21 protein-coding genes are annotated in these 22359 nt (G+C 45.9%); 3 read left to right on the top strand and 18 right to left on the bottom strand.

The window, feature by feature from the left end:
* Positions 1 to 210 precede the first annotated feature (210 nt).
* From ACJJIE_RS08505 to ACJJIE_RS08455, 11 genes are all read right to left on the bottom strand, one after another.
* The gene (locus ACJJIE_RS08505) at positions 211 to 1095 is read right to left on the bottom strand and encodes an alpha/beta fold hydrolase (protein WP_444894297.1); all 885 of its coding nucleotides are present in this window, start codon (positions 1093 to 1095) and stop codon (positions 211 to 213) included.
* A 205-nt stretch (positions 1096 to 1300) separates the two neighbouring features.
* Positions 1301 to 2728: a hypothetical protein gene (locus ACJJIE_RS08500; RefSeq protein WP_444894296.1), complete on the bottom strand. Its 1428-nt coding sequence runs from the start codon at positions 2726 to 2728 to the stop codon at positions 1301 to 1303.
* Between the two features lie 180 nt (positions 2729 to 2908).
* Complete coding sequence (locus tag ACJJIE_RS08495; RefSeq protein WP_444894295.1) at positions 2909 to 3508, bottom strand: glutathione S-transferase N-terminal domain-containing protein; 600 nt, start codon at positions 3506 to 3508, stop codon at positions 2909 to 2911.
* A 183-nt stretch (positions 3509 to 3691) separates the two neighbouring features.
* The gene (locus ACJJIE_RS08490; RefSeq protein WP_444894294.1) at positions 3692 to 4144 is read right to left on the bottom strand and encodes a hypothetical protein; all 453 of its coding nucleotides are present in this window, start codon (positions 4142 to 4144) and stop codon (positions 3692 to 3694) included.
* A gap of 919 nt (positions 4145 to 5063) precedes the next feature.
* Positions 5064 to 5789 (bottom strand): hypothetical protein, encoded by a 726-nt coding sequence (locus tag ACJJIE_RS08485; protein WP_282933376.1) that lies wholly within the window; start codon positions 5787 to 5789, stop codon positions 5064 to 5066.
* 744 nt (positions 5790 to 6533) lie between these two features.
* Entirely contained in the window at positions 6534 to 7607 is a 1074-nt protein-coding gene (locus ACJJIE_RS08480) for a hypothetical protein (protein WP_282933375.1), read from the bottom strand.
* Positions 7604 to 8305, bottom strand: coding sequence for an OmpA/MotB family protein (locus ACJJIE_RS08475; protein ID WP_282933374.1), 702 nt, complete (start codon positions 8303 to 8305; stop codon positions 7604 to 7606). Before ACJJIE_RS08475 ends, ACJJIE_RS08480 begins: the two co-directional genes overlap by 4 nt.
* Positions 8298 to 9608: a MotA/TolQ/ExbB proton channel family protein gene (locus tag ACJJIE_RS08470; RefSeq protein WP_282933373.1), complete on the bottom strand. Its 1311-nt coding sequence runs from the start codon at positions 9606 to 9608 to the stop codon at positions 8298 to 8300. The genes ACJJIE_RS08475 and ACJJIE_RS08470 overlap by 8 nt, the downstream gene beginning before the upstream one ends.
* Positions 9608 to 10840: a class I SAM-dependent methyltransferase gene (locus ACJJIE_RS08465; RefSeq protein WP_444894293.1), complete on the bottom strand. Its 1233-nt coding sequence runs from the start codon at positions 10838 to 10840 to the stop codon at positions 9608 to 9610. Before ACJJIE_RS08465 ends, ACJJIE_RS08470 begins: the two co-directional genes overlap by 1 nt.
* Before the next feature lie 70 nt (positions 10841 to 10910).
* Entirely contained in the window at positions 10911 to 11525 is a 615-nt protein-coding gene (locus tag ACJJIE_RS08460; protein ID WP_282933371.1) for a bactofilin family protein, read from the bottom strand.
* Positions 11526 to 12559: 1034 nt separating this feature from the next.
* Positions 12560 to 12952, bottom strand: a complete 393-nt coding sequence (locus tag ACJJIE_RS08455; RefSeq protein WP_444894292.1) for a hypothetical protein — start codon at positions 12950 to 12952, stop codon at positions 12560 to 12562.
* A 166-nt stretch (positions 12953 to 13118) separates the two neighbouring features.
* On the opposite strand from ACJJIE_RS08455, the gene ACJJIE_RS08450 reads away from it, so the two are divergent.
* The gene (locus ACJJIE_RS08450; protein ID WP_444893221.1) at positions 13119 to 14060 is read left to right on the top strand and encodes an IS1595 family transposase; all 942 of its coding nucleotides are present in this window, start codon (positions 13119 to 13121) and stop codon (positions 14058 to 14060) included.
* Positions 14061 to 14692: 632 nt separating this feature from the next.
* Here the strand turns inward: ACJJIE_RS08450 and ACJJIE_RS08445 are convergent.
* The 7 genes from ACJJIE_RS08445 to ACJJIE_RS08415 form a co-directional block, all read right to left on the bottom strand.
* Positions 14693 to 15478 (bottom strand): PhzF family protein, encoded by a 786-nt coding sequence (locus ACJJIE_RS08445; protein ID WP_444894291.1) that lies wholly within the window; start codon positions 15476 to 15478, stop codon positions 14693 to 14695.
* Between the two features lie 185 nt (positions 15479 to 15663).
* The gene (locus tag ACJJIE_RS08440) at positions 15664 to 16281 is read right to left on the bottom strand and encodes a hypothetical protein (RefSeq protein WP_444894290.1); all 618 of its coding nucleotides are present in this window, start codon (positions 16279 to 16281) and stop codon (positions 15664 to 15666) included.
* Positions 16282 to 16926: 645 nt separating this feature from the next.
* Complete coding sequence (locus ACJJIE_RS08435) at positions 16927 to 17343, bottom strand: YbaN family protein (RefSeq protein WP_108732723.1); 417 nt, start codon at positions 17341 to 17343, stop codon at positions 16927 to 16929.
* Between the two features lie 239 nt (positions 17344 to 17582).
* On the bottom strand, positions 17583 to 18419 hold the full coding sequence (locus ACJJIE_RS08430; RefSeq protein WP_444894289.1) for an energy transducer TonB: 837 nt from the start codon (positions 18417 to 18419) through the stop codon (positions 17583 to 17585).
* Complete coding sequence (locus ACJJIE_RS08425) at positions 18416 to 18850, bottom strand: biopolymer transporter ExbD (RefSeq protein ID WP_444894288.1); 435 nt, start codon at positions 18848 to 18850, stop codon at positions 18416 to 18418. Before ACJJIE_RS08425 ends, ACJJIE_RS08430 begins: the two co-directional genes overlap by 4 nt.
* The gene (gene exbB / locus ACJJIE_RS08420; protein ID WP_444894287.1) at positions 18850 to 19803 is read right to left on the bottom strand and encodes a tonB-system energizer ExbB; all 954 of its coding nucleotides are present in this window, start codon (positions 19801 to 19803) and stop codon (positions 18850 to 18852) included. Before exbB ends, ACJJIE_RS08425 begins: the two co-directional genes overlap by 1 nt.
* 31 nt (positions 19804 to 19834) lie before the next feature.
* Positions 19835 to 20467, bottom strand: coding sequence for a biliverdin-producing heme oxygenase (locus tag ACJJIE_RS08415; RefSeq protein WP_444894286.1), 633 nt, complete (start codon positions 20465 to 20467; stop codon positions 19835 to 19837).
* A 226-nt stretch (positions 20468 to 20693) separates the two neighbouring features.
* Here ACJJIE_RS08415 and ACJJIE_RS08410 point away from each other — a divergent pair, with 226 nt between their 5' ends.
* A complete protein-coding gene (locus tag ACJJIE_RS08410) occupies positions 20694 to 21209 on the top strand; it encodes a sigma-70 family RNA polymerase sigma factor (protein WP_282933363.1) in 516 nt (171 codons plus the stop codon).
* Between the two features lie 29 nt (positions 21210 to 21238).
* Positions 21239 to 22225, top strand: coding sequence for a FecR domain-containing protein (locus ACJJIE_RS08405; RefSeq protein ID WP_444894285.1), 987 nt, complete (start codon positions 21239 to 21241; stop codon positions 22223 to 22225).
* Positions 22226 to 22359 lie beyond the last annotated feature (134 nt).

The following is a 22359-nucleotide window of genomic DNA, read 5'->3' as shown; positions in this document are numbered from 1 at the left end:
GTCGACGTGCGCCGATGTTTGTGCCGGAAGAAGTAAACAATTTATTGTTATATGACTTAAATCTATTTATTGACCCTTTAGATGTCAAGTGCCTTGACTGGGAGATATGCCTTGTTGAGCGGGGGGTAAGTCGAAGAAGTAGGGCCTGCAGACTTAAAGCTTAGGGCAGGCTGAAGTCAGTCTTCCCTAAGTTTAACAAAATAGTGAATGCTACTTAGTTTCTATATTCTCCAGAAATTGATCGACCACTGCATTGAATTCATCGGGCCTCTCCCAAAACATCATATGCTTTCCCATATAAGCGGTAGTGGCGGAAGGGGTATTAGCTTTGATCCATTTGTCAGCCACTTCCTTAGCTTCATTTCGTACCACATATAGCATGGGAATCTTCCCTTCAAGGCCGATAAGGTCTTTGCTGTAGTCGAGGTAAAAACCAGTAGCGCTGGTAATTGCGGCGACGCTGCTAGAGGTTTGATTGGCGATATTAGACACCCAGGCAATATTTTCTGCAGTGGGATTTTCAAGCATCCATTTGACGAACTCTACAATCACATTTTCGCGATCCTCAATAATCCCCTCAGTGAATGAGCGCGAGTATCCGTCTGAATCATCATTCAGATACCAGACCCACTCGTCCCGGCTGGCCCCAGAAATATCCGGGCCAGTGTCGATCATAATCATGGCTTTTATCTTGTCAGTGCCGAACTGGTTGAGATAGGCCAGTTGCTCGGTCACTCCATAGGACCAACCCGCGAGAATCACGCTATCAAGCCCCAGCTTGTCAATCAGTGCAGCTAAGTCTCGAGCGTGTTGCTGATAAGTATGGCCCTCAACAGGCTTGGATGACATGCCCTGGCCGCGGGGATCATAAGCTAGCGCGCGATACTTGGTGGAGTCCTTGAAATGGGCAAGTTGATGCTCGAAAACCTTTGTAGACATCATCCAGCCGGGAATAAAGATGATTGTCGTATCGCCATTACCCGCTTGTTCGTAGTGGATAGTGAGAGAGTTGTCGATCTTAATTCTCTCTGCTGCCACATAAGTAGAAAAAATAGACAGGATGCTAAATAAAATTACCAGATGAAGAGTCTTCATGACGCAAATTAACCCAATAAAATTTCTATAACGTTATCAGAGGAAGTTCGTAGGCGAAGGGGCCTCGGCTACCAATATTCGCTTATGTCCACATTGTACCGTGGAATTACTCCTGTTAGTTGTTGCTGCAATATTGCCGGCCATATAAATTGCACAAACGTCCGTTTTATAGGGTTTATTACTTAAAGCCAAAGTAGGTGGGAGCTTACGGTAGTTGGTTATGATTTTTCCCATTTGGGTTGGTATAAAAATCTATATTGGGTGTGATTGCTCGGTATTTATCCAGGATGATCATAATGAAGAATAAAGGAATAAGTGACAGTGCTGAGAAGTGTAGTGCAATGAATTTGGTCTCCTCTTGTATGGGAGTGGAGGAAAATATAATTACTTCGATAATAAGTAAGAAAATAAATAAAAAACACTTATTGAAATCTGATATTGAGTCAAATATTTTGGGACCCAATATCCAATGCTTCCAGGATTTGTGCGCAATAGCATCTAGTAAGTAATAGAGACCGCAGGTAAAGCTAACCGATGTTGTAAGCAGTAGTTCAAATACCCAGGCGGGAGGCTTGCCTGGTGCGGGAGGCCAAGCATTCGTAACTCCAAATTCCGTAAAAGAGAGAATGGCAAAGAGACCGGTCGCCAGCAGTACAACTGGAAATCGAAAGACTAAAATTACCATACAGATTGCAGCAAAGGTCTCGAATACTCTCTGGGTTGGCATAAAGATCTCGGCGTGATCCGCTACCCAGGCCAAGGCTCCCCGATACCAATACGGTGTATTCCCGTATTCGACATAGGAGTTAATGAGACCTCGGTACCCTTCTACAGTAAACCAATTTAATAGCCCATCCTCAAAAACCTGAAAGACTAACATTACCCCGATGGTGAAGGTAAAAAGATCAATCCAGCGCCCTAATATCGGAGTTGAATCCTGTTTGGGGGGAGTATTTCGATACTTGTCTAAATACTTTGAAGCTATTGATAAAATGGCAACGGTAATGCTGGATAGGGCGCTTACAGTGAATACGTAATCGCCACCATTGCGTGACATTGTAAAGACCCCAAATAAGAGAGCAGATGCTACAACAATCGCACAACCCCAGGTTAATAGGCTTACTCTCGGTGCTATCACCGCGCCTAAAAACCGAGAACGAAAATTGTATTGAGAGTCTTTATGGAGCTTGTAAATGCTAACTGCCAAGATTAAGGCAAATAACGCAGGTGACAAAAACTCGAAGTACCAGCTGTTTTCTCCCATGTAAGTCAATCCCCACAGCAAGATAAAGCCGAAAAACATGAGTGTCGCGCCCAAAACAATAAAAACACGCAATATCAAGAGGGTTCCAGCAAGCAATAGTGCCAGGTGGAGTGTATAGGTCACAAAAGCTGAGTAGGGGATAAGGTAGCTGACCAGTGATTTGACAAGTGCAGGTGTGCCCTTAGTCTGTACAAACTGATGTAATAAACTTGCGAAGACATCCGGTGCCATTTGCCCATTAAAAAAGCGCATGATAACTAACTGAATACAGGCTGCGCCTAAGAGGAGGCTGATAATGGCTAGCCAAGTAGTTTGAGATGTGGCGCTTCTTGCTTGCTCAGTACTTAAGTGTAGGCTGGATATAAGCATGTATCTTATCCGAGGCCCTTTAAGATTGATTGCCTTATTAGTGATTATGGCAAATTAGGTAAATAACTTACAAATTTTCGCCGTGTTGATACTGTTGTAACTACAAGGCTGGCTACAGCCAACCTTGTAATCGATGAGTTGATAAGAAATTTCCAAAGCGACATTTGGTGACAGCTTTAATTATGAGTTTCTCCACTCTGCAGCCAGGTCAATTGCTTGCTGCAAGATTGGCCACTCCAAAAGACTTTGCTGGTATTTGGTAGCTTTCTCGCTTAATGAGATATTATAAACATATAGTCTATAAGCGAGTATTGCGTAAAATGCGTCTACAGCCCCAGCAGAGCCGAACATGAAGGGCAGTTTTGCTTTCGAGAAAATATCTTCAATCCTTTTTAACTCAGCCTGAATTCCAGAGTTAATATCCGGAGAGGAGTTGCTTTTATCTAAAGTGAAAGGGCAGTTGCTTCTTAAAGCGATAAAACCGGAGTGAAGTTCAGCACATAGGCTTCTTGATTGTGCTCGCTCAATATTTGAAGAAGGGTACAAGATGCCTTTGGAGAGCTCATTAAAATACTCAGCGATTGCTAGTGAATCATGAATGTAAGTATCTTCAAGCAACAATACAGGTACAAGTCCAGCTTGGGAATATTTAAGTACTTCGTTTTTGTAGTTAGGGCTGGAGAGGTCTATGGCTTTGATCTCAATGTCAAGGCCTGCGATTTGGGCGCATATCCAGACTCTTAAGGACCAGGTGGAATCAGTGCCTGTGATTAATTTCAAAACATGTACTCCTTTTTGGTGTTGCTGGAGAAAGTGGCAGGGTATTCAAGAGTATCCGAGAAGCTGTATGTTGCCTCCCTTCGCGATATTTAGAATAGAGTATACAGAATCTAGTGTTTAAACATTATACTGAGACTTTCATGCTGACTGAAAATTTAAGGGTGAATTTAGAGGTAGCATTAATTAGTCAGATAGCTTCTTCAGTAGTTCAATAATGTTAGGTTTTTCATCTGTTTTTCTCATAAAATACCGGGGGTATACCTTGTTTAAGTTTGGACCTCTCAGCAGAAAAATAAATTCTCCGCCTAATGATGACCCTTGGATATTGCCGAGTTGATAGTGCCACATTTCCCAAAATTCTACGTAAAATTCCGGGGGGACATGATCAAGATTGTTTTTAATTACACCATTTGGCATCAATTTAACATGGAGCCTAATCTTATTCCCTGATAAGGGACTGGTTCTCCCATCTGGATTAAAGGTGATTTCTCCGCTTGAGGTGATCATATCTACCTTTTGAACCAGAGCATGTGGAACGTGATCGGTGCTTTCTAGAAACTGTCCCAGTGTTGCAGGCTCTATAGATGTTCCATTTGCACAGCTAGAAAATAGTAGAAAGAAAATCAACTTTTTCATGAGTATTATCTATTTTTGTAGGTTATACCAGGCACAACATTGATTGCCTAGGGCGGAGCTTTTTAATAGCTGTTTTCGTCAGTAATGTTAGTATTTCTGTCTGGTTTCGATGGTTTTTCTATTCTAGTCAGAATATGAAGAGCCAATTCACAAGCCGCTACTTACTTGTACCTCATTATTCATTGGTACCTCAATAATGGCCAATCACACCATCGTTTACAAAGATATATCTCTATGCTTTGGTGTTAAATCCTTCTTGAGTTGAATTTTGGTGGTTGCTATCTAGGGCTTTAGTAAGTATTTGTTCGGGAAACTCCTGTAACAAATCGTCGGCATGTACGATAACGGTTGTCGGTAAAAAGTGATTGTAAGAAGGGCTTTTGATAGAGTTTTATTATGCCTTGTCTGCATCTTAATAAGTCTGAATAAATTTTTTAAGGCAAATGCTGGATCTGTGTTTGTGGGCGTATGTTGTGTCGGTTGGTATGTTCTCGGATTTTGATGTCATAAAGGGTTTTGGTACACTCCTGTCAAATTATTGTTTTAAATGTCACTTGTTTCGCGGATCATTATTTTCAGGAGGTGCTATATAAGTATGTGTTATGAAGTATTTTTTCTTGAGCGGCTGTAGGATGTAGGTTGGGTTTTTATGTTAGATGGATTTGGTTACTGCTAATTTTATAGGTTTTGTTCGATGAAATGTTCGGAAATATAGTCATTTAGCCGTTTCCAGTTATGGAGGCTATATTTGGCATCTGTTCGAGATGGTATCAGTGTGAGAGAAGCCCGCCAGCAATTTGAGTCGGTGGAGCTTGCTGACGGAAAAAGAAAGTTTGTGTCATTTCTAAGAGTTCATCTCAAGTGAGATGAAGGTTATATGCTGAGAAAGTAAAAGAATAAGCAAGAGCTTTTAGGGTTCCTAGATGGCAAGATTTGGAGCTCGAAAAATTCTGTCGCGAGGAACAAATTGAATGTGAAGGTCCCGAGAAATATTTGGTTCGCTGATATGCGAATAATCTCCGGTCGCTGTGAATTTATACATTTGTAAATTTCGTCCAGCGATATACCTTCCTAATCCCCAATAGCCTTGGTAATTAATGGCCTGATCATCAGGGATTTGATTTGCAAGAGTGCTTATTCTGCGATCAACACGTCGATTTCCAATCATGTTCCTTCCCATTCTTAATCCTGTTACGTGTGCAGACCCAATAGGGATTATTCCTCCTGGGCGCCCACCTATATTAAAATGGTGAATAACACGTCTCGCTATTCCTTTTTGACGTTTTTCTGAAGATTTCCAAGCTCCATTTCCTCTCCATGAGTCTACGCATGCTATATCCCAATTTTTTCGAGTAGCCAATTTGATTAATAGCTCTGATGTTTCAGTGTCAGTTACACCCCCTGCGAAGTAGTCTTTTATCCTTTGAGGGTAAGTGGCTAGGCTCCCCGCAGCTTTAATTTCATGTGGTGCTTCAACGAACAGCGAGTGAGGTTGATCGCTATTGTCCGCTATAGCTTCAGCAGCAAAGGAGAAACCGTGGGGAACATCGTTATGTGGCTCTTGTATAATTACTAGGCCGCCGGCCTGTAAAGTAGCTCGAACACGGGCTTTTGCATCTTGCAGGGTTATATTATTTACTGGCATTTTTCTATCTCCATCTTACTATAGAATGACTGATTCAGAGTCAAATGTAATCGGTATCCCTCTCGTTGAGGAGCACCTTTTATTTGGCTCGGACTCAACTACAAATGCAGGAGCTATCATAATTCGGTTTGTGTCATGCTCATTTAATTATCAAGCTACTCTTCATTAAAGTTGGGTTCAAGCGATAATTTCAGCATTCTTTTAATGTTTACTTAAATTCACGAATTATTTATTTATCGGCTCGTCGTTATGGTAGATGGTGGCTGCCTAGTAATGCTGTAGCTACTTTTTTGGTTTGTAGCATGGGTTCTATTTTTTCTGCTGGTCGTAAATTTCTGTGCCGGATATGGTTGGTGTTATGGAGGGGGTGATTAAATTATTTAGATTTTTATGATGATTGTTCTTTCTGGCGTTTTACTGAATTACGGTTCCGAGTCATCCTGGCATATGGGGAATAACTTTCTTGTGAAAAACAGTAACGAATTGATAGGGTGTTTCGAGTACACACAGCGAAGTAATTATTATTGTGCATTGCTTGCAATGCAGGATGCGTCTCTATTATTTTGAGCTTAAAAGCTATAAAAGATTTTGGGAGGGCTTCTATATTTCTGCTATAGCAAGTAAAAATATCGGAATCTTCAGGGCGAGTTTTGAAGCAATTAAATAGGCTAGCTCTTTGATTAAAGTGGGTTAAGAGGGAATGGTATCAAAAGCAAGCTGCCGATAGGCAGCACTTTGAAGTGGCTAGTTGCTTAGCCCTAATTCCCGCTCAATCTGAGCCTTTTTCCAAACTGAGTAACTGGCTGGTATCTTTGCCTCTTTGGTGCCATCGGCAATAATGGCGCGGCCGAGGTTTGGCCAGCATAGTACGGCCAATACCCTAGGCGCGATTACTTGGAAGACTTTGGGTGGCCCCATTAAGGATTTAAGCCTCTGTATTAATGGTAGCCAGGATGCGGGGACTACCTGTTCTGCGATCATCCATGAGGCCTGGGGATCACTGCCCAGTTGCTTTGCCAAGGATTCATAGCGCAATGTAGCGGCTCTCAGTGAGGCTTGGGGTGGTGCGAGTATGACAGCGCGGGCCCTTCTCTCTGCACAGAGCAAGCAAATCTCTTTGGGGAGACCGCTACTTTCTGCAAGCTTTTGGTTGAGTGCCCATCCACTGGCTTTGATATCGCATTGGCAGATAGAGCAGTTATATTTCGGGTTTTCAGGGGTAAATACAGAGCTAACTTTTTGGGGGCGTTCGCCATTTTTCCAGATGAGAGAGTGTCTTCGAAAAATATTGCTGGCAAAGTATCGGGTATAGGTCAGCCAGTCGATATTGGTTACATTGCCGAAACGGTCTTTGTGTACAACGTCGGGAATATTGTGGCTGTAAAGGTGACGTAAGCAGTGAGGGCATGGCTTTAATTGATCCTGGGGAAATGACTTGCACGCTTCGCTATAGTCACTACTGATCCAAACCGGCCCCTTATAGCTATTCACTATTGGGCATTTGGGGTAAATATGAACTTGACCAAAAGAGTCCGGGTTTTGTTCCAGGCCAAATAAAAAAACCGGAATACCCCGGTAGCGCCAAGCCACAGGTACGCTATCCAGATCGCTTGAATCGAGTTGCATTCCAGTACGGATGGCTTTGGCTAAGCTGTTTCGATCAGACATTTCAGATAAGCGCTGTGCTAAGGGGCGTTTGCCGGCTGGGAATGAATCTCCACCGCTAATCTCATAGGATACTGACAATGCTCGTGTGGCGCTTGGCAGCGCTGTGATAGCCTGACGGTTTTGAATAGGCTGAAATTTTGTGAGGTTCACAGAGCTTCCTCAAGGATTTGCAGGATATGGCTTTCTGAGTCTCTAACTACCCTGAATGCTACCCGGCGGGAGCGATCCGGATCTTCTACCCCATTCTTATCCAAGACTGGGCGAGCCGAGGAGTAACCGACAGCTGCTACCTTGGCCCGTACCAGGACGGCTTGCTGCGAAGGCAGTAATGAATGGGCATATTGCATTACGGCTCGTGAGCGCTGTTGGGAAAGTCGCAGGTTGTGGAAATAACCTGCTTCCGGTGCGGATTGGTCTCCCCATTCAGAGCTTGTGTGCCCTTCGATCTGTATTGCGGCAATGGAATCCATATAGGGCGTCAGCACTTCGATGTAGCGAGGTACAAAGGAGGACATAATCTCGCGGGCATTGTCGCTTAGGGTAAAGTCACCGGTTTTAAATAAGGCATCACTGTTATTAAATGAGATGGCCAAGGTTTGCTTATCCAGGGACGCTCCCCATCGAGTTAAGTCGTGGGCAAATTCCTGTTGCAGAGTTTGATAGATGGCCAACTGGGTGTCCCGGTAAGACTCAGCGAGTTCACGAATCTTGGCACGTTCGTCGATAAGGGAGCGCATTACAAAGACGGCAATACAGAGAAATACCATCATCAGGCCAGCCATCATGTCCGATAGACTAATCCATTGACTATCGCTGGACTCACTACTGGCTTGCGTGCTTTCAAACATGCGCCTCTCCAGTGATTCTCTGAGCCTGCGCATCGATTCTCTTCATTTGCTGGATGAGCTGGCGGAAGTCTCTGGAGAATTCTCCGCTTAAAGTGCCTAGGGCATCGCCCATCGCTGCCATAACACTATCTACTTCATCGCGTAGACGTTCATCCAGAAGCTCATATTGGCGCTTGATGCTGACATCGGCATTACTCAGATCGCGAGTAATCACTTGTGACAATTCGGTAATCATCTGGTTGTGAGTTTTGGCGATCAGCTGAGCTAGCTCGGCCACGGATTCCCGGTGACTGGTAGCCTGCTCGTGAATTGCTTTAGAGAAGTGGTTGGGGTCCATACTGGTAACCACATCGGCCAGGGCTACGACCCTACTGGTTCTTTGGTCGAATACTTCCGCCTGGGTCCTACTCAGGGAGATCAGGTTGGAAACCTGGGCCCCCAGTTGCTGTTGAGCTTGGTCAATTCCTCGGGTGAGCGCTTCAAACTTGGGCGCAATATCGGGGATCGATTGCTGTAGAACTTCAATAGAAGCTTGCTGCTCATTCAGCATGATTGATATCTGCTCTGCGTGATTGCGCTGCTGCTCTACCAGGGTGGGAATCACGTTGAAAATTTCTGGCAGCTCAGTAATACGTTGGTGTAACAGTAGAAGGTTTTCCTGAGCACCATTAATTTCATTGAGAAGAGTTGCAGTTTGGTCGCGGTAAATAGTTGCGAGTTCTGCGTGCTGCTGATGCTGATCTATTAGGGCTTGCAGGGCAGGGGATACGGCCTCCAATTGCTGGGTAAACTGCTGTAGGTTCTCACCCATCTGGGCATTCAGGCCGCTATTAAACTTTTCTACAACCGCAGTGAGTGACTGTAGGACTTCATCACTAATCTGTCGCTGGAATTTTGCCAGATCTTCGCGCTGGCCATTAATAGCTTGCAGTATGTCATCTGCTGTCGCTTTAGGGGCTTGTTCTTTAGTGAATATTTGAAAAATTGTTCGCAATATCAGGGAAAGGAAGAGTCCCAAAATACTGGTCATAAAGGCGGTTTCCAGACCTTGCATCAGTTCTGAAATTGAGGTGTCAATATCGTTTAGATCAAACCCGTAGATACCGATAATGATACCGATAAAAGTACCTAAAATACCGAGGGCCGTCAGTAGTGATGGTGTTTCCTTTACAAAGCGGGGAAACTTGCCTAAAGGGTAGAGGATTATGGCTATAGCACCAATGGCAAGCATGACCATAAGAAAGGTGTCGGTAACCTGTTCCGCAGACAACTTGGTTAACCAGTGGTAGAAAAACTGGGTCATTATTTATCCTTTACAACTTTTTGCATTGTTATTTCGTGATAAAAAGGTCCGTTGGGTATTCGCCCGGTTCCCTGGCTGAGTACTTTCATCTCTGGTAGAGATTTCACAACATCGGTGATGGTGCGGAGTTGGGTTTGCTTACTACCTGAAGCGTGAATATAGGTTCCAACCTGGCCCGACTTTTGAATTTCAAATACACCACAGTTAACGGGAAGCTTGTTTTGTTTAAATAGCAAAAAGTGCATCACGCCACCCTCACTGAGATATTGATACAGGGCCTTAGTGATCGATTGTATTTGCTCGGTGGAAAAGAAGTTGAGAAGATCCCAGAGGAGGATGCAATTGAGATCCTTTGGCAGAGTTGCCTGTCGCAATGCGGCCTGCACTGCTTCTTCAAATGGCACTTTTCTGCTGGTTTGCCAAGCGAGCGATGAGTAAAAATCAGAAATAAACAGTTCACCGACCTCCCTTTGGAGGTGCTCCATATTTCTCCCAGCCTTTTGCCCAATATCCAGAACTTTGCTGACCGGTGAGCGCTTAACGTGAGTCAGGGCGGTGCCTAGAGCGGTTAGCGAAATATTAGTAAGGCGGTTTTTCTGGAAGGCGGATACCGCTGCTGATGATCCACTGGCCATTACGGAAGTTGGCGATTTTACATTGCCATATTCAAACATTAATTCGATAAGGTCTTTACGCATCCCCTCTCTTTGTAGCAGGGAGGAGCGCAGGGAGAAGTTGCCCATAGTCTTCATTAAATTCAAGGATGAGTACCTATAAGTGGGCAGTGGTTCTTCCATGTGGAGCGGCTCTGTATTGAAGGTAAAGCCAGAAAGGCGCTTAAAGTCAGCGGGCCCCTTGGGCATAGTGCCGGTGTACAGCATTGTATGGAAAATGGTACGAGGCTTTAAGTGGGGTCGGATTTCCTCAATGAGCTTAGTAATAAGCTCAGGCTCCATAAAGTTGAATAGATCCCAACAGAGCACCACATCAAGCTTGATTCGTTGGGGCTTTTTGGTGAGATATTCAGAAAGCTTATCGGCCCTGACTTCTTTATCGAGGGCAGAGGTGTCCAGTAGCAGGCTGCGTAAATCTTCGATAAATGTCTGGCAGGAGCGCTCCAATAAAGGCTGTGTGGTGCCAAACGAAAGGCATCCCAAATCTAAAACTTTACTACCCGGTTGAATGACTTCATCCACCAAAGCAGCAATACCAAATGAATGATGCTGCAACATATTTCCCACACCAAAACTAAAGCCCCGGCATTAGCCGGGGCCCATATTGAGGACTAGCTAAGAAGGTTTCTTAGCTTTCCTCAGCTTCTTCTTCGGTTTCTTTAGCGCCGAAGAGGTAGTCGCTAGTGTCGGACAGGCGAGAGGAATCGCTTGTGCTCGTGGTGCTGGAGGAGTAGGTAGAGCTACCGCGAGTACGGGCTGCCGGCTTTTCTTCTGCTGCGGGCAGGTCTGGGTGTACCAGACGATCAGAGAACTCCTTGTGGCGCTCTTTCATTTCGGAATCGGTATCAACCATGTCCATGGAGCCACGGAATTTACCGCCGTCGTCCAGCTTGATTCTCGGTGCAATCAGATTGCCATTAACTTGTGCGGTGTTGCGAATTTCGATCAACTCATCGGCAAGGGCATCGCCGTCCAAGGTGCCTTCTACAACAATATTTTTTGCGTGGATATTGGCAGTAACTGCACCACCAGTGCCAACAGAAAGATTGTGGCCAACCATGATCACAGTACCATCAACAGTACCTTCCACGTGCAGATCTTCGGTACCGATCAGCTCGCCACGAAAGTTAATACCTTCACCCAGCACTGACTTGGAGCCGGAGCCCGAAAGAGATGATTGCTGCTCAACAGCGCTCATGCCTGCTAAAAATGGTGTGGAGTCATTGCTTTTGTCAGTGCTCATAGAAATAAGTCTCTCTGTTTAGAAAAGTCAGCTGTTGCGTCGATTGCATCGATAACCGTGGTTACAGGGTTGTCGATACGTTGGGTTTTTGTTAAATCGGAAAATCAAAATTTTCAAAAGTGATAAGGCACTTTTAATGGCGGGTACAGATTATTTTGATACTGAATAAATCTATCAAAGCAAACGACCCTACATTTATGTCAATTTTTTTTCTTTGCCATGAGTGTTTTGCTAAAAAAGAAAATTAGACTATGAGTGCTTTTGGTCACCTAAAATATCCCTGTCTCTGCCTTTTCCCTATTGTGCACATACCTTAAGAACGACTTCCTTTGTCCTTTTACACTTTTCGTCTCTCTCGTAGAGTTGCAATGCACATTTTCTCGTGCTTGCATCAAGGTGAAGAAGAGGTTCTTCCGACCTTAAGCTACGATCGATTTTTGCGATTGCTCTTGATATCGCTATATTCTCGCTATTTACTTCAGACTTGACCTGTAAGTAAATATTTACTTCCTTTTGTGGAGGGCATACTTCTAATTGTCTGCTGATGGGTATCGAGCCTACTGGCACAAAACAATATATGATTGGAATACTACCTACAGCGAGCTTACCAGCGTTTTCGGTCCGGCAATCAATCAAGCTGACCTCGACTTGAATGCGCTGAATTTAGCACGGATTGCATGCTAAAAGTGTGACTTGTAGCACTTTTTGGTCGTGATGATCGTCGTTTCTTGTTTTTTAATCTACTCGCGATTTTCGGTATAAAATATTGCTGCAATATGCGACGCATTCATATGTAAAGAATTGTTTATGTTGGCATCTGGATTAATGTCTGAGCCTTGCATTCTTCCGCTTCCAAAATCTTACCCTAAATGTAAGTGTGTACTTATTTGCAATAACTACTAGGTGTGCTCAGGAAGGCAGTTTTCGCTAGGATATATATCACTCGCCGCATACCTCTCAGGCCCACCCACAACAAGGTAGGCCTAGGAGATATTCCTGATAGCGTTGATGAGGTGCCAGCCTTGCTGGGCAGGCTAAATTTCAGGGGTAATTTGGATTTTAAACGGGGTTCCGTTTGAAGTTTTAAACTCTACCTCTGCAGCTTGGTTGAACCCTGTCACCAGAATGGGGCTTGCTATCTGCTTATAACCACTAGAAGCCCCAAATTCATATATTTTCGTCTGTAATCGAATTTGGTTTTCAGAAACTTGCTCGGCAGATACCTCGAACCTAAGTGTGTTTTCGATTTGGATTTCGCTTTCATCTCCTTTGTTATTGAGGAGGCGGACGGAGGCCAGGTTCTCGTTTCTGGTGCTGGCATCTACCTTAAGCATTATTGGAGAAGCTGACGATAAGGAGGTATACAAGAGCAAAGTCGTACCCAGGGCCAATATTGCGGTGAGATATTTTCTGCCCTGCTTGGCCATCGATATTTTCGGGTTTTCTTCAAGGATTATATCTATGGGCTCCAGTGAAAATGCTGAAGATATTGCTTTAATTGAATCTTGAGAGGCATTTCCACTTTCCTAATTACCACCCTTGCAAAGCCATATCTAACTGTATATAAATACAGTTAGACGTAGGGAATAGATCATGGCTCGCAACAAGGTACAGTTCCAAAAAGGCATTAGTTTGACCCAATTCCTTAAAGAATATGGTACTGAAGAGCAGTGTTTCGAGGCTCTCTGCCAGTGGCGTTGGCCAAACGGGTTTTCTTGTCCTCACTGTGGTCATGACAAGCATTGTGATCTATCTCACCGAAAGCTCAAACAATGTAATCGATGTCGGCGCCAGACATCGATTACTTCCCGCACAATCTTCGATTCCACCAAGTTGCCCCTAACTACTTGGTTCCTTGGGATTTTTCTCATCACTCAGGATAAGAAAGGTATCTCTTGTATGGAGTTGTCACGTCATTTGGGTATCTCATACAACGCAACTTGGCGTATGAAGCACAAACTCATGCAGGTGATGATGGAGCGAGACCACCAATACAAGCTATCTGGCTTCATTGAGCTGGATGATGCCTATCTCGGGGGAGAGCGTACAGGATGCAAACCCGGGCGTGGGGCTAAGGGTAAAACGCCCTTTGTGGCTGCGGTTGAAACTACTAAAGAAGGACGGCCAACACGCATCAAGCTCTCTATTGTCAAGGGATTCAGGAGCAGTGAAATTTCTGCCTGGAGCAAAAAACACCTCTGTAACGGCAGTACAGTGATCTCTGATGGCCTTGCGTGTTTCAATGCCGTTACAGCTGCGGGATGTGCACATGACAAGATCGTTTGTGGTGGCGGTCGGAGTTCCGTTGAGGAGCCTGAATTTTATTGGGTGAATACGGTTCTCGGTAATTTAAAGAGTGCTCTACGTAGCACCTACCATGCAATTAGACCGAAGTATGCACAGCGTTATTTGGCTGAGTTCCAATACCGATTTAATCGGAGATTTAATTTGTCAGCACTTATTCCCCGACTTGTCTTTGTCTCACTTCGGACACCACCGATGCCAGAAAGGTTGCTGAAAATTAGCTTAGCATAGGTGGTAATTAGGTCCACTTTTTTCTATCCGTTGAATGGCTCTAAGGCTTAATGATGCAACATCGGCTAGTTGTTGTTGACTCCAAGCTCTAGTTGTTCTCAGTTTAATAATTTTCTTTGAGTTAACTTTCATTTCCATACTTCTGTCCCCTGAAAATTGAGCTCCATTTTCAGGGGGGCAGTCCTTATTGGTTACGATGTTCCTGCGACGCTTACCTGACAGCTATATGACCTTGTCCAAATAATAGACTGTCTGTGCAATTTACGGTCAATGGTGGCGTGTTTGAAGGTTAGGTGATTCACTGATGTACTACAAGGGGCGCGCAATCTTTAACTATTGCCCTGGATCTACATTCTGGGTCAGGAAGACATCTATAGGCTCTAAGTTCTCACTTTGAGATAAGTAAAAGGCTAGGGTGTTGAGTCAGGTTGTAACTGGAGGTTCGGATAGTGGCTCTTCTGTTTTTTTTTGGGGGGGGGAGGTTACCACTAAGCAGAGCCGAAGAGCTTTTAATGAGAATATGTAGCAAGATGACTTGTGGAGCTCCTGAGCAATTCCGTAATATCTCTGTGAGCCAGTGATATCACAGAATTATTTAGAGGCTCCTTATATAAATTTTACTTTCCAAGCCATTAAATCTTAATACTGCCGTGAAGATAATCTACAGCGCCTCCCTTGAGAGAGACTCTGTTACTATGCAGTTCGCAGTGGATTAGTCCAGTCCGCTTGGAGAGTTGCTTAGCTAAAAGCACATCCTTTTTAAATTGTTGGCTCCAATATGGTGCCAGTTGACAGTGCGCTGACCCGGTCACAGGATCTTCGTTTACCTTTAATTTTGGATAGAAGCATCGGCTAACGAAATCAATATCGTTACTTGCCCCAGGAGCGGTAATGACAACTCCTCGTTTATCCAGCTGGGAAAGTTTTATAAAATTTGGATTTACAGATTTTAGATCGGTTTCGCTACCCAAGACAGCTATATAATCATATGCACACAGAACTTCTCGCGGAGTGATGCCGAGGCCATCAATAAGAGCATCTGGTGCTTCTGTGGGTACCGGAATGCTAGCCGGAAAGTCCATGCTATAGACAGCTCCCGATCTCTGGACTAACAGTGGGCCACTTTTTGTATCAAACTGGATGGTTTGGCCTGAGTATCTTAAATGAGTAAATAGAACGTGGGCAGCTGCGAGTGTGGCGTGGCCACATAAATCTACTTCTGCTTCAGGAGTAAACCATCTCAGAGAAAAGGTATCTTCATTTTTAACAAAGAATGCGGTTTCAGAAAGGTTGTTTTCCTCAGCTATCTTTTGCAGTGTCTCATCCGCAAGCCAGTTATCAAGAGGGCACACAGCAGCAGGATTACCTTCAAATACCTCGGTGGCAAAGGCATCTACTTGATAAATTGCTAGTTCCATTAGTTTTTTCCTTGAGAAATAGATGCTATTTTCGGTCAGTATAAAATTATTGTGATAGTTGGCTTGTTTATGTCAGTTTTGTTTGTGGTATACAAACTATCTAACGGCTAAGGGAAGCTAGGATGCTCATACCTGGGTGTCCTGTAGGGCGGGCCTTCAAAGTCCACAGAAATATAGCGAATTATTTACAGGCTCTCTAGTTGCGCAAAGCGACGTTCGTAATAAATCAAGCCGTTGGATATGCGTATAATCTCAAGAAGGTCTCCAGAAGAAAATCCAACAACAATCTTAATCGGTGCTTCTTCACTGTATTGGAAAAGTTGTTCGTTTTTGCAGAGTTCTCGCGCTAAGAGGGATGTATAGCATAAGCTGAAACCAATGTATCCATCTCTATTTAGGTGTTTCGGCTTGTTAGCTCCTTTACACAAGGCTGCAATGTTTCTCAAATATCTCGAGCCCAAATCAGATTTTGAATATATCCAATCCTGTCTGCTTTTAAATAGTTGAGGAAGTAGAGTTAAGCTGATATCTGGGAATTCCCGGCCAATACGATCTCTGAATTCACGCAGCTCGAAATATAGGATTGAAGGAGGAAGCGAGTCCCCAGCAGCTACCAGCTCTGTATCGAACCATGTTTGGGCTAGGTCAAGTTCATCCGTTCCTAGCATAGTGGGCAGCTTTAGCCATGCCAAATTGGGGATTCGGCCATCAGCCCAAAAAGAAAGGTTGTCAAGGCCGTCTTGGATGGATTCATTTTTTTCCAGCGTGTCGAAAATCACTTCATAGTATTCAGCTATAGACAAACCCCGAACTCCTGTCATGTCCCATTTTTGCTTAGTATATCGATCAAGCAAGCCAGAGGGGACGTTTTTGGCTTTTTCTTCTGACTCAGCAGTATGTGCGCTGGGGCGCAATCTAAAACAACCATCCCGTTCGAAATGAAATTCCAACAAAAGCAAAGAGAACGGACAGCACTGTAACTGGGATAATATGGTATGCCAGCGCAGTGAGATTTTTTGCAGAAAGATTTGGAATGATTCGCAGCCTTGCGTCAATTGCCAGTAAGAAAGTGCATGCCAAAAGAATCAGTTTGAAGGATATCAGGCGAGAAATTGGATTGGAGAAGTTGAGCCACTGAGATAAGTCAGGCATTAGGGTATATGAGAGATATAGCCCGGAGAGTATTTGGATGAGCAGGGCGGGGATGCCAATCTTTTCGTAGCTGCTTTCAAACCGGGAAAGAAAAGCTACATCCTTATCCCGTAAAACTTTGGGTAGTATTGTGCAGGCAAGTATCAGATGCCCACCGGTCCAAATTGTTGCACCTAGAAGGTGAAAAAAAAGTACTACGTTGTACATCCTGTCCCCCAGATAAATCCTTGTTGGGGGACTATAGCGCTAAAATCTACGGGTGTCTGCTGCCAAATAGGGGTAGAAAGTAGCGTTGTCTACTCCCTGGGTTCCGGCCGGGACCAAATCCAGTAGGCGCCGCAGCTGATGCCGCCAATGGTAAAGCAAAGAAGGTAAATATTACTGATATGAAGAATGGCAAAAGCTAGGGATATAGCCATTGTCAGGCTGGCCAGTAACTTGGTTCTGCGGCTTACATAACCACTGCGCCAAGTCCGCAATAGATGCCCAAAGAGATGGTGTTCTTCGATCCATTGGTGCAGGCGCTGGGAGCTGCGTGATGCGGCCCAGGCACCGAGGACAATAAATACAGCCGACGGCAGGCCGGGAAGAATGGCTCCGATAATGCCAAGGGCGATAAAAAAGCAAGCAGCGGCGCCCCACAACCAGCGCATCCAGCCCTTTGCCAACGGCGGGGTGTAGGACATTACGCTGTCTTCAGTGGATTCTTTCATTCGGTACCTCTACCTTCTAGCTTATTGCAGTAGTCGTGCATCAAAAGTAACAATATTTGTCCGCTTGGTCTGCTTGATCATAAGCAGTTTACCCAGCACCTAGTCAATAGAGTCAGCAGGCCGATAGGTCGCTAGTGCAGGGTAACGGATTATGTGGATGATTTCCTCTGTCCAGGGAGGTGACTTTCTGGTTTTTGTGAAGCCAGGCCTCCCAGTTCTGAGAAAGCAATTTATTTTGGTTAACGAATAAAAAATTCGACCGGAACGGCCATTGTCAGAGGATCACCGGGTACCTCTTCTGGTGGCCTAGGCAGTGGTTCTGCCCTGCGCACCAAGGCCACGACTTCTCGGTCGAGAGACGATATGCCACTGGCTCGGTGCAGCTCAACCTTTAGTACTTTGCCTTTTCTGTCCATCGTGAATTGTACCCAGGGAATACCTTGTTGACGCCGTATTTGGGCGCTACGGGGGTAGCGTTTTCTTCGCTCAAGGTGAGCCTGTAATTGGTTCTGCCAGGTTAATCTGGCTTGTGATTCCCTCTGGTTCAAGGCGCCCACTTCCGGTGCCGCAGCTTGCTCTGCTTCTGCTACATCTGCCGCGAGGGGGGCTGATGTTTCTTCAATAACAGTTTCTCCAGTAGCCTCTCCACTGGAGTCTTGTTGCTGTGCGATTTCCTTCTCTTCCACTGGCTCGGGAGTCTCTTCCTTTTCCTCCGTAGGGAGCTCCTCTTCGGGCTTTTCAATGGCAATTTCCGAGGGGGCTTCTGGCAAAATAACAGGCTCTGGCTGCGCAGAGGTTTTTTGTGGCTCGCTGCTTCGCTGGTTTGCGGGAGAAGATTCCTGTTGTTGAGGACCTACCGGTAGCGACGTGGGTGGTGCCACTGGAGCGGCTACCATACTGACTTCAAATACCTGTGGTGCTGCAGCAGGGGGCAGCGCCAGTTCGGATTTGGGCTGCCATAAAAAATAGGCGGCAATAAGTCCGTGAAGGGCTAGGGCGCAGCAAAAGGCGCTGAGAGATAGAAAAAATCGCGGACGCTTCGCAGATTTTACCTTCGGGCCGGCCAAGAGGCTCATTGGTTTACGGTCGCCGGTTTATCCAGACCTACCAGAGCGATTTTCTGGTATCCGGCACTGGCAAGGCGGTTCATCAGGTCCATCAAATCCCCATATTCCACTTTGCTGTCGGCACGCAGCAGGATTTGCTGTTCTGTGCCAATTTCATTTGCCAGGAGTTCAGCAGCTAAGTTCTCCCGCACAATAACTTTGTCCTCACCGAGAGTCAGGGTGAGGTCCTTTTGCAGGGTGAGATATTTCGGATCTTCTGCCTGGGGTTGTTGTGGAGCTGTCGCCGAGGGTAGATTGACGGGCACGCTTACAGTGGCCAACGGAGCCGCAACCATAAAAATAATTAGCAATACCAACATCACATCGATAAAAGGTGTGACATTGATATCGTGCTGTTCTGGCAGTTCTTCGCTATTGCTGCTGTTGAGATTGAATGCCATTAGTTGACGCCCTGAACCTGCGGTATCGCGCGCTTTTTGTTCGCGCTAACCAGTTCGGCGAGCGGGCGCGCATTTGGATGATGGCGATCCAGGTCCCGACTAATCAGTACCATTAAGGCGGTGACATTATCGGCCAATACCGCACGATAGTTGCCGATAGCGCGGGAGAAGTAGTTGTAAATTACTACCGCTGGAATTGCAGCAACCAGGCCGATCGCAGTTGCCAGCAGGGCTTCGGCAATACCTGGAGCCACTACGGCCAGGTTTGTGGTTTGGGTTTTTGCGATACCGATGAAACTGTTCATGATGCCCCAAACAGTTCCGAATAGACCGACAAAGGGGGCGACGGAACCGATGGTTGCCAGAATTCCGGTGCCACGGTTCATGTCGGTAGCGAGAGAAGCCTGGACTCTTTCCAGGCGAGCCAGAACACGCTCTTTCAAGCCGTCATCTGACACTGGGCCACCAGAAGATAAGTCGAGTTCGTGGCGACTCGCTTCTACCAATAACAGGGCACCGCCGGTTTGGCCTGAAAGCTTCGATTCGGCATTGGCGAACGTCTTGCTTTGGATCAGGATTGCCAATAATTGTTTGGCCTTGCGAGGTGTTATTACCAGCTGCACGGTTTTAAAAAGCCAAATAGCCCAGGTTAAAACAGAGGCCAACAGTAGGCCGATCATTACGCTTTTAACGACGATATCCGCGGCGTGATACATTCCCATGGGAGATAAATCGTGTGCGCTGAAAGCGGTATCTCCAATGTTGGAGGTTGCAGTCGAGGTAGGGTTGTCTTGATTTTCTTGCAACCCCACGGAGGTTTCCACATCTCCCTCGAGAACTATTTCTGTATTGCTTTGTTCGCTTGAGTTGGAATTATTTTCCTGCGCTAAAGCCGGCAATGGGCCCAATGTGCTGCCTAGCAGGCACAATAAAATTACAGTCCAGATTTTCATTACCGACTCCTGGCTTCAGGTGAAAAATAAATTAGGGTGTAGCGGGTGCTAATAATTGTTCGACATTTTGTCGTGCAAAAGCAAAGGCTTGTTTGGCCCCATTGAGGGCTACTTCTTTTTGCTCTTGGTTGAGCTCAAGAGCATCTAACGCAGTTTTGAATTGGCGCCAGTGTAACCCGCGACCGTCTTCATGTCCTGCCAAGTGGCGTGCGCCGAACTCTTCTGATAAATCCAGATGTTTGCGCGCGTACTTGAGAAGGAATGCCGCTCCTAAGTTGGAGCCTTCAACTACGTAGAGCCAGCCCAGTGCAGAGTGGAAATCAGTAATTGTGACTTCTGCTGCGGCTTGTTGATCAGCTTTTAAATCGCTCTCGGACATCTCGAAATCAGCACAGTCCTGGAGGACTGCTTCAGAGCGGTCTCTCTCTTTCAGGCCGGGCAAAAAATTATTTAATTCGTCACTTTGAAACCAATCAGACACCGCTTGATGCAGTCGCGACTGCGTGCGAACAAACAGTGCATATCGCTCGCGATTGGAAAATGGTGACAGGGACATAATGCGTTTATCTAAACTCTCGTGGGTCGTATTAGTGCCTTCTTTCAGCCAAGCGGAAAAGGTGGGCTCTGTTGGTTCAACGGATTGGCATTCTGCTGGGTTGCTCACGGGATTTTTCCAAAACAAATTAAAAATAACCGCCCGGTTATTCCGGTGGCTTTGTAATGGGTGACGGACCAAATTCAAATTAACCCATCCCGTTGATCAATATTTTTTGAAAAATTCGCCGGGTTATTCCAAATTGATATAACATTCTCAGCTCAGCTACTTTAAATGAGAATAGATATCATTTACAGTCCCCGCCCTCAAAAGATTACAGCGCAAGGTCTGAGTTTTGGCCCCGGAAACCCCTTCAACCCCAGGATTTGATGAGCTTTACCAAGAGCACCATGAATGGCTTGTCCGTTGGATAGCGCGCCGAACTTCCGGTGTTGATAATGCCCAGGATTTAGCTCAGGACACTTTTATTCGTCTGTTGGATAGGCCGAGCCTGCCTGCGGGGATTCGAAGCCCGAGGGCCTGGTTAACCAAAGTGGCCGGGAACCTGCTGATCGACCAAGCCCGTCGCCAAGTGCTGGAGAAGAATTATTTAGCGCTGCTGGAAAATTTGCCGGAACCGGAATGTCCTTCCCCAGAAGATAAGTGGGAGCTATTGGGGCTTTTGGAGCAAATTGATCAATTGCTCAGTGGTCTGCGCCCGATAGAGAAAACGGTATTTCTAATGGCGAGACTAGACGGCTTAACATACCGCCAGGTGGCCGAGCAGCAGGGGCTGAGCCTTTCCTCAGTAGAGAAATATATCGCAAAAGCCATGCTCAAGTGCTATGCCGCTGCGTACGATAACGAATAATTTTCTATGGACTTGGAACTTGCTTGCTGATGTCAAACGCCCCAGAAAAAAATAGAGAAAAAATTCCTGAAGCAGTACTGTTGCAAGCCGTTAGCTGGCGCGTTCGCCTGGGTTCCGGCGAGGCGCTTGACTCAGAGCGCGATGCTTGCAGTCAATGGCGTTCGGCGGACCCTCTGCATGAACTGGCGTGGCAGCGTTTTGAGCGGATGGAGTCGCCTCTAGATACGGTGGCTCGCCGAGCGCCGCGTTTGGCCCATTCCACCCTAAATCAAACCGATGCAGAAATTCGCCGTTTAAATCGCAGGGCTGCTCTTAAAACCATGGGCGGTGGTGTCCTTGGGGCTTTTGCCGTTGGCCTGGTGGGATATGACACCGGTTTGCTGAAGTATATGTCTGCTGACTATTCCTCTGGTTCTAAGCCGGCCCAATATACTCTGGATGATAAGAGCCAAGTCTGGCTAAACACCGGTAGTGCCATTGAATGGGAGTCGGGCAAAGCAATCCGTTCCCTTGTGCTGACTAAAGGTGAAATGCACTTGACCAGTGCCGCTGACCCGAGGCCAATGCAGGTATCGGTGCCTCAGGGGCAGCTGATTTCCCGTGACTCGCGCTTTTTTGTCCGCAATGGCGATGACCACACGATTTTGCAGGTTGTGGAAGGTGGGGTGCAGGTTCAGCCGAGTGCGGATATAGAGCCCTTTGCAGTTAAAGCGGGTGAGGCTTATCGCCTTACTGGAGCCGGTTCGCTCGCTCTGGACAGCAAGATGTTTGATTACAGCGGATGGATTGACGGGGTGCTTTCAGCTCGGAGTATGCCATTAGGAGCGCTGCTTGAAGAGTTATCTCGCTATCGTGTTGGTTTTTTACGCTGTGATCCGGCATTAAGAGATCATCAGGTTTCCGGGGTTTTCCAGCTTCACGATATCGATACCATCCTAAAAATATTGGCGCGTTCGGCAGGAGCTGAACTGAGCTATACCACGCGCTGGTGGGCAACGATTCAGTTGCCGGGCTGATAGTAAGTTGCATCGCTCCCAGCCTTCCCCTGTTCGTCCGGGCCGACGGTTTTTTCGGAACGGGCAACCTTTAATTCCTGCTCTTATTGCCAGATGACCACAAAAAAGTTATCCGAAGGTGTCATTTTTTATTT

The sequence above is a fragment of the Microbulbifer maximicatervae (SeqCode) genome (assembly GCF_052467325.1).
This window is presented reverse-complemented; position numbering and strand designations above follow the sequence as displayed.

Coding starts and splice junctions, on each gene's coding strand:
- ACJJIE_RS08505 (WP_444894297.1), bottom strand. CDS start 1,095: ATGAAGACTCTTCATCTGGTAATTTTATTTAGCATCCTGTCTATTTTT.
- ACJJIE_RS08500 (WP_444894296.1), bottom strand. CDS start 2,728: ATGCTTATATCCAGCCTACACTTAAGTACTGAGCAAGCAAGAAGCGCC.
- ACJJIE_RS08490 (WP_444894294.1), bottom strand. CDS start 4,144: ATGAAAAAGTTGATTTTCTTTCTACTATTTTCTAGCTGTGCAAATGGA.
- ACJJIE_RS08485 (WP_282933376.1), bottom strand. CDS start 5,789: ATGCCAGTAAATAATATAACCCTGCAAGATGCAAAAGCCCGTGTTCGA.
- ACJJIE_RS08475 (WP_282933374.1), bottom strand. CDS start 8,305: ATGTTTGAAAGCACGCAAGCCAGTAGTGAGTCCAGCGATAGTCAATGG.
- ACJJIE_RS08470 (WP_282933373.1), bottom strand. CDS start 9,608: ATGACCCAGTTTTTCTACCACTGGTTAACCAAGTTGTCTGCGGAACAG.
- ACJJIE_RS08465 (WP_444894293.1), bottom strand. CDS start 10,840: ATGTTGCAGCATCATTCATTTGGTATTGCTGCTTTGGTGGATGAAGTC.
- ACJJIE_RS08460 (WP_282933371.1), bottom strand. CDS start 11,525: ATGAGCACTGACAAAAGCAATGACTCCACACCATTTTTAGCAGGCATG.
- ACJJIE_RS08455 (WP_444894292.1), bottom strand. CDS start 12,952: ATGGCCAAGCAGGGCAGAAAATATCTCACCGCAATATTGGCCCTGGGT.
- ACJJIE_RS08450 (WP_444893221.1), top strand. CDS start 13,119: ATGGCTCGCAACAAGGTACAGTTCCAAAAAGGCATTAGTTTGACCCAA.
- ACJJIE_RS08445 (WP_444894291.1), bottom strand. CDS start 15,478: ATGGAACTAGCAATTTATCAAGTAGATGCCTTTGCCACCGAGGTATTT.
- ACJJIE_RS08435 (WP_108732723.1), bottom strand. CDS start 17,343: ATGAAAGAATCCACTGAAGACAGCGTAATGTCCTACACCCCGCCGTTG.
- ACJJIE_RS08430 (WP_444894289.1), bottom strand. CDS start 18,419: ATGAGCCTCTTGGCCGGCCCGAAGGTAAAATCTGCGAAGCGTCCGCGA.
- ACJJIE_RS08425 (WP_444894288.1), bottom strand. CDS start 18,850: ATGGCATTCAATCTCAACAGCAGCAATAGCGAAGAACTGCCAGAACAG.
- exbB (WP_444894287.1), bottom strand. CDS start 19,803: ATGAAAATCTGGACTGTAATTTTATTGTGCCTGCTAGGCAGCACATTG.
- ACJJIE_RS08405 (WP_444894285.1), top strand. CDS start 21,239: ATGTCAAACGCCCCAGAAAAAAATAGAGAAAAAATTCCTGAAGCAGTA.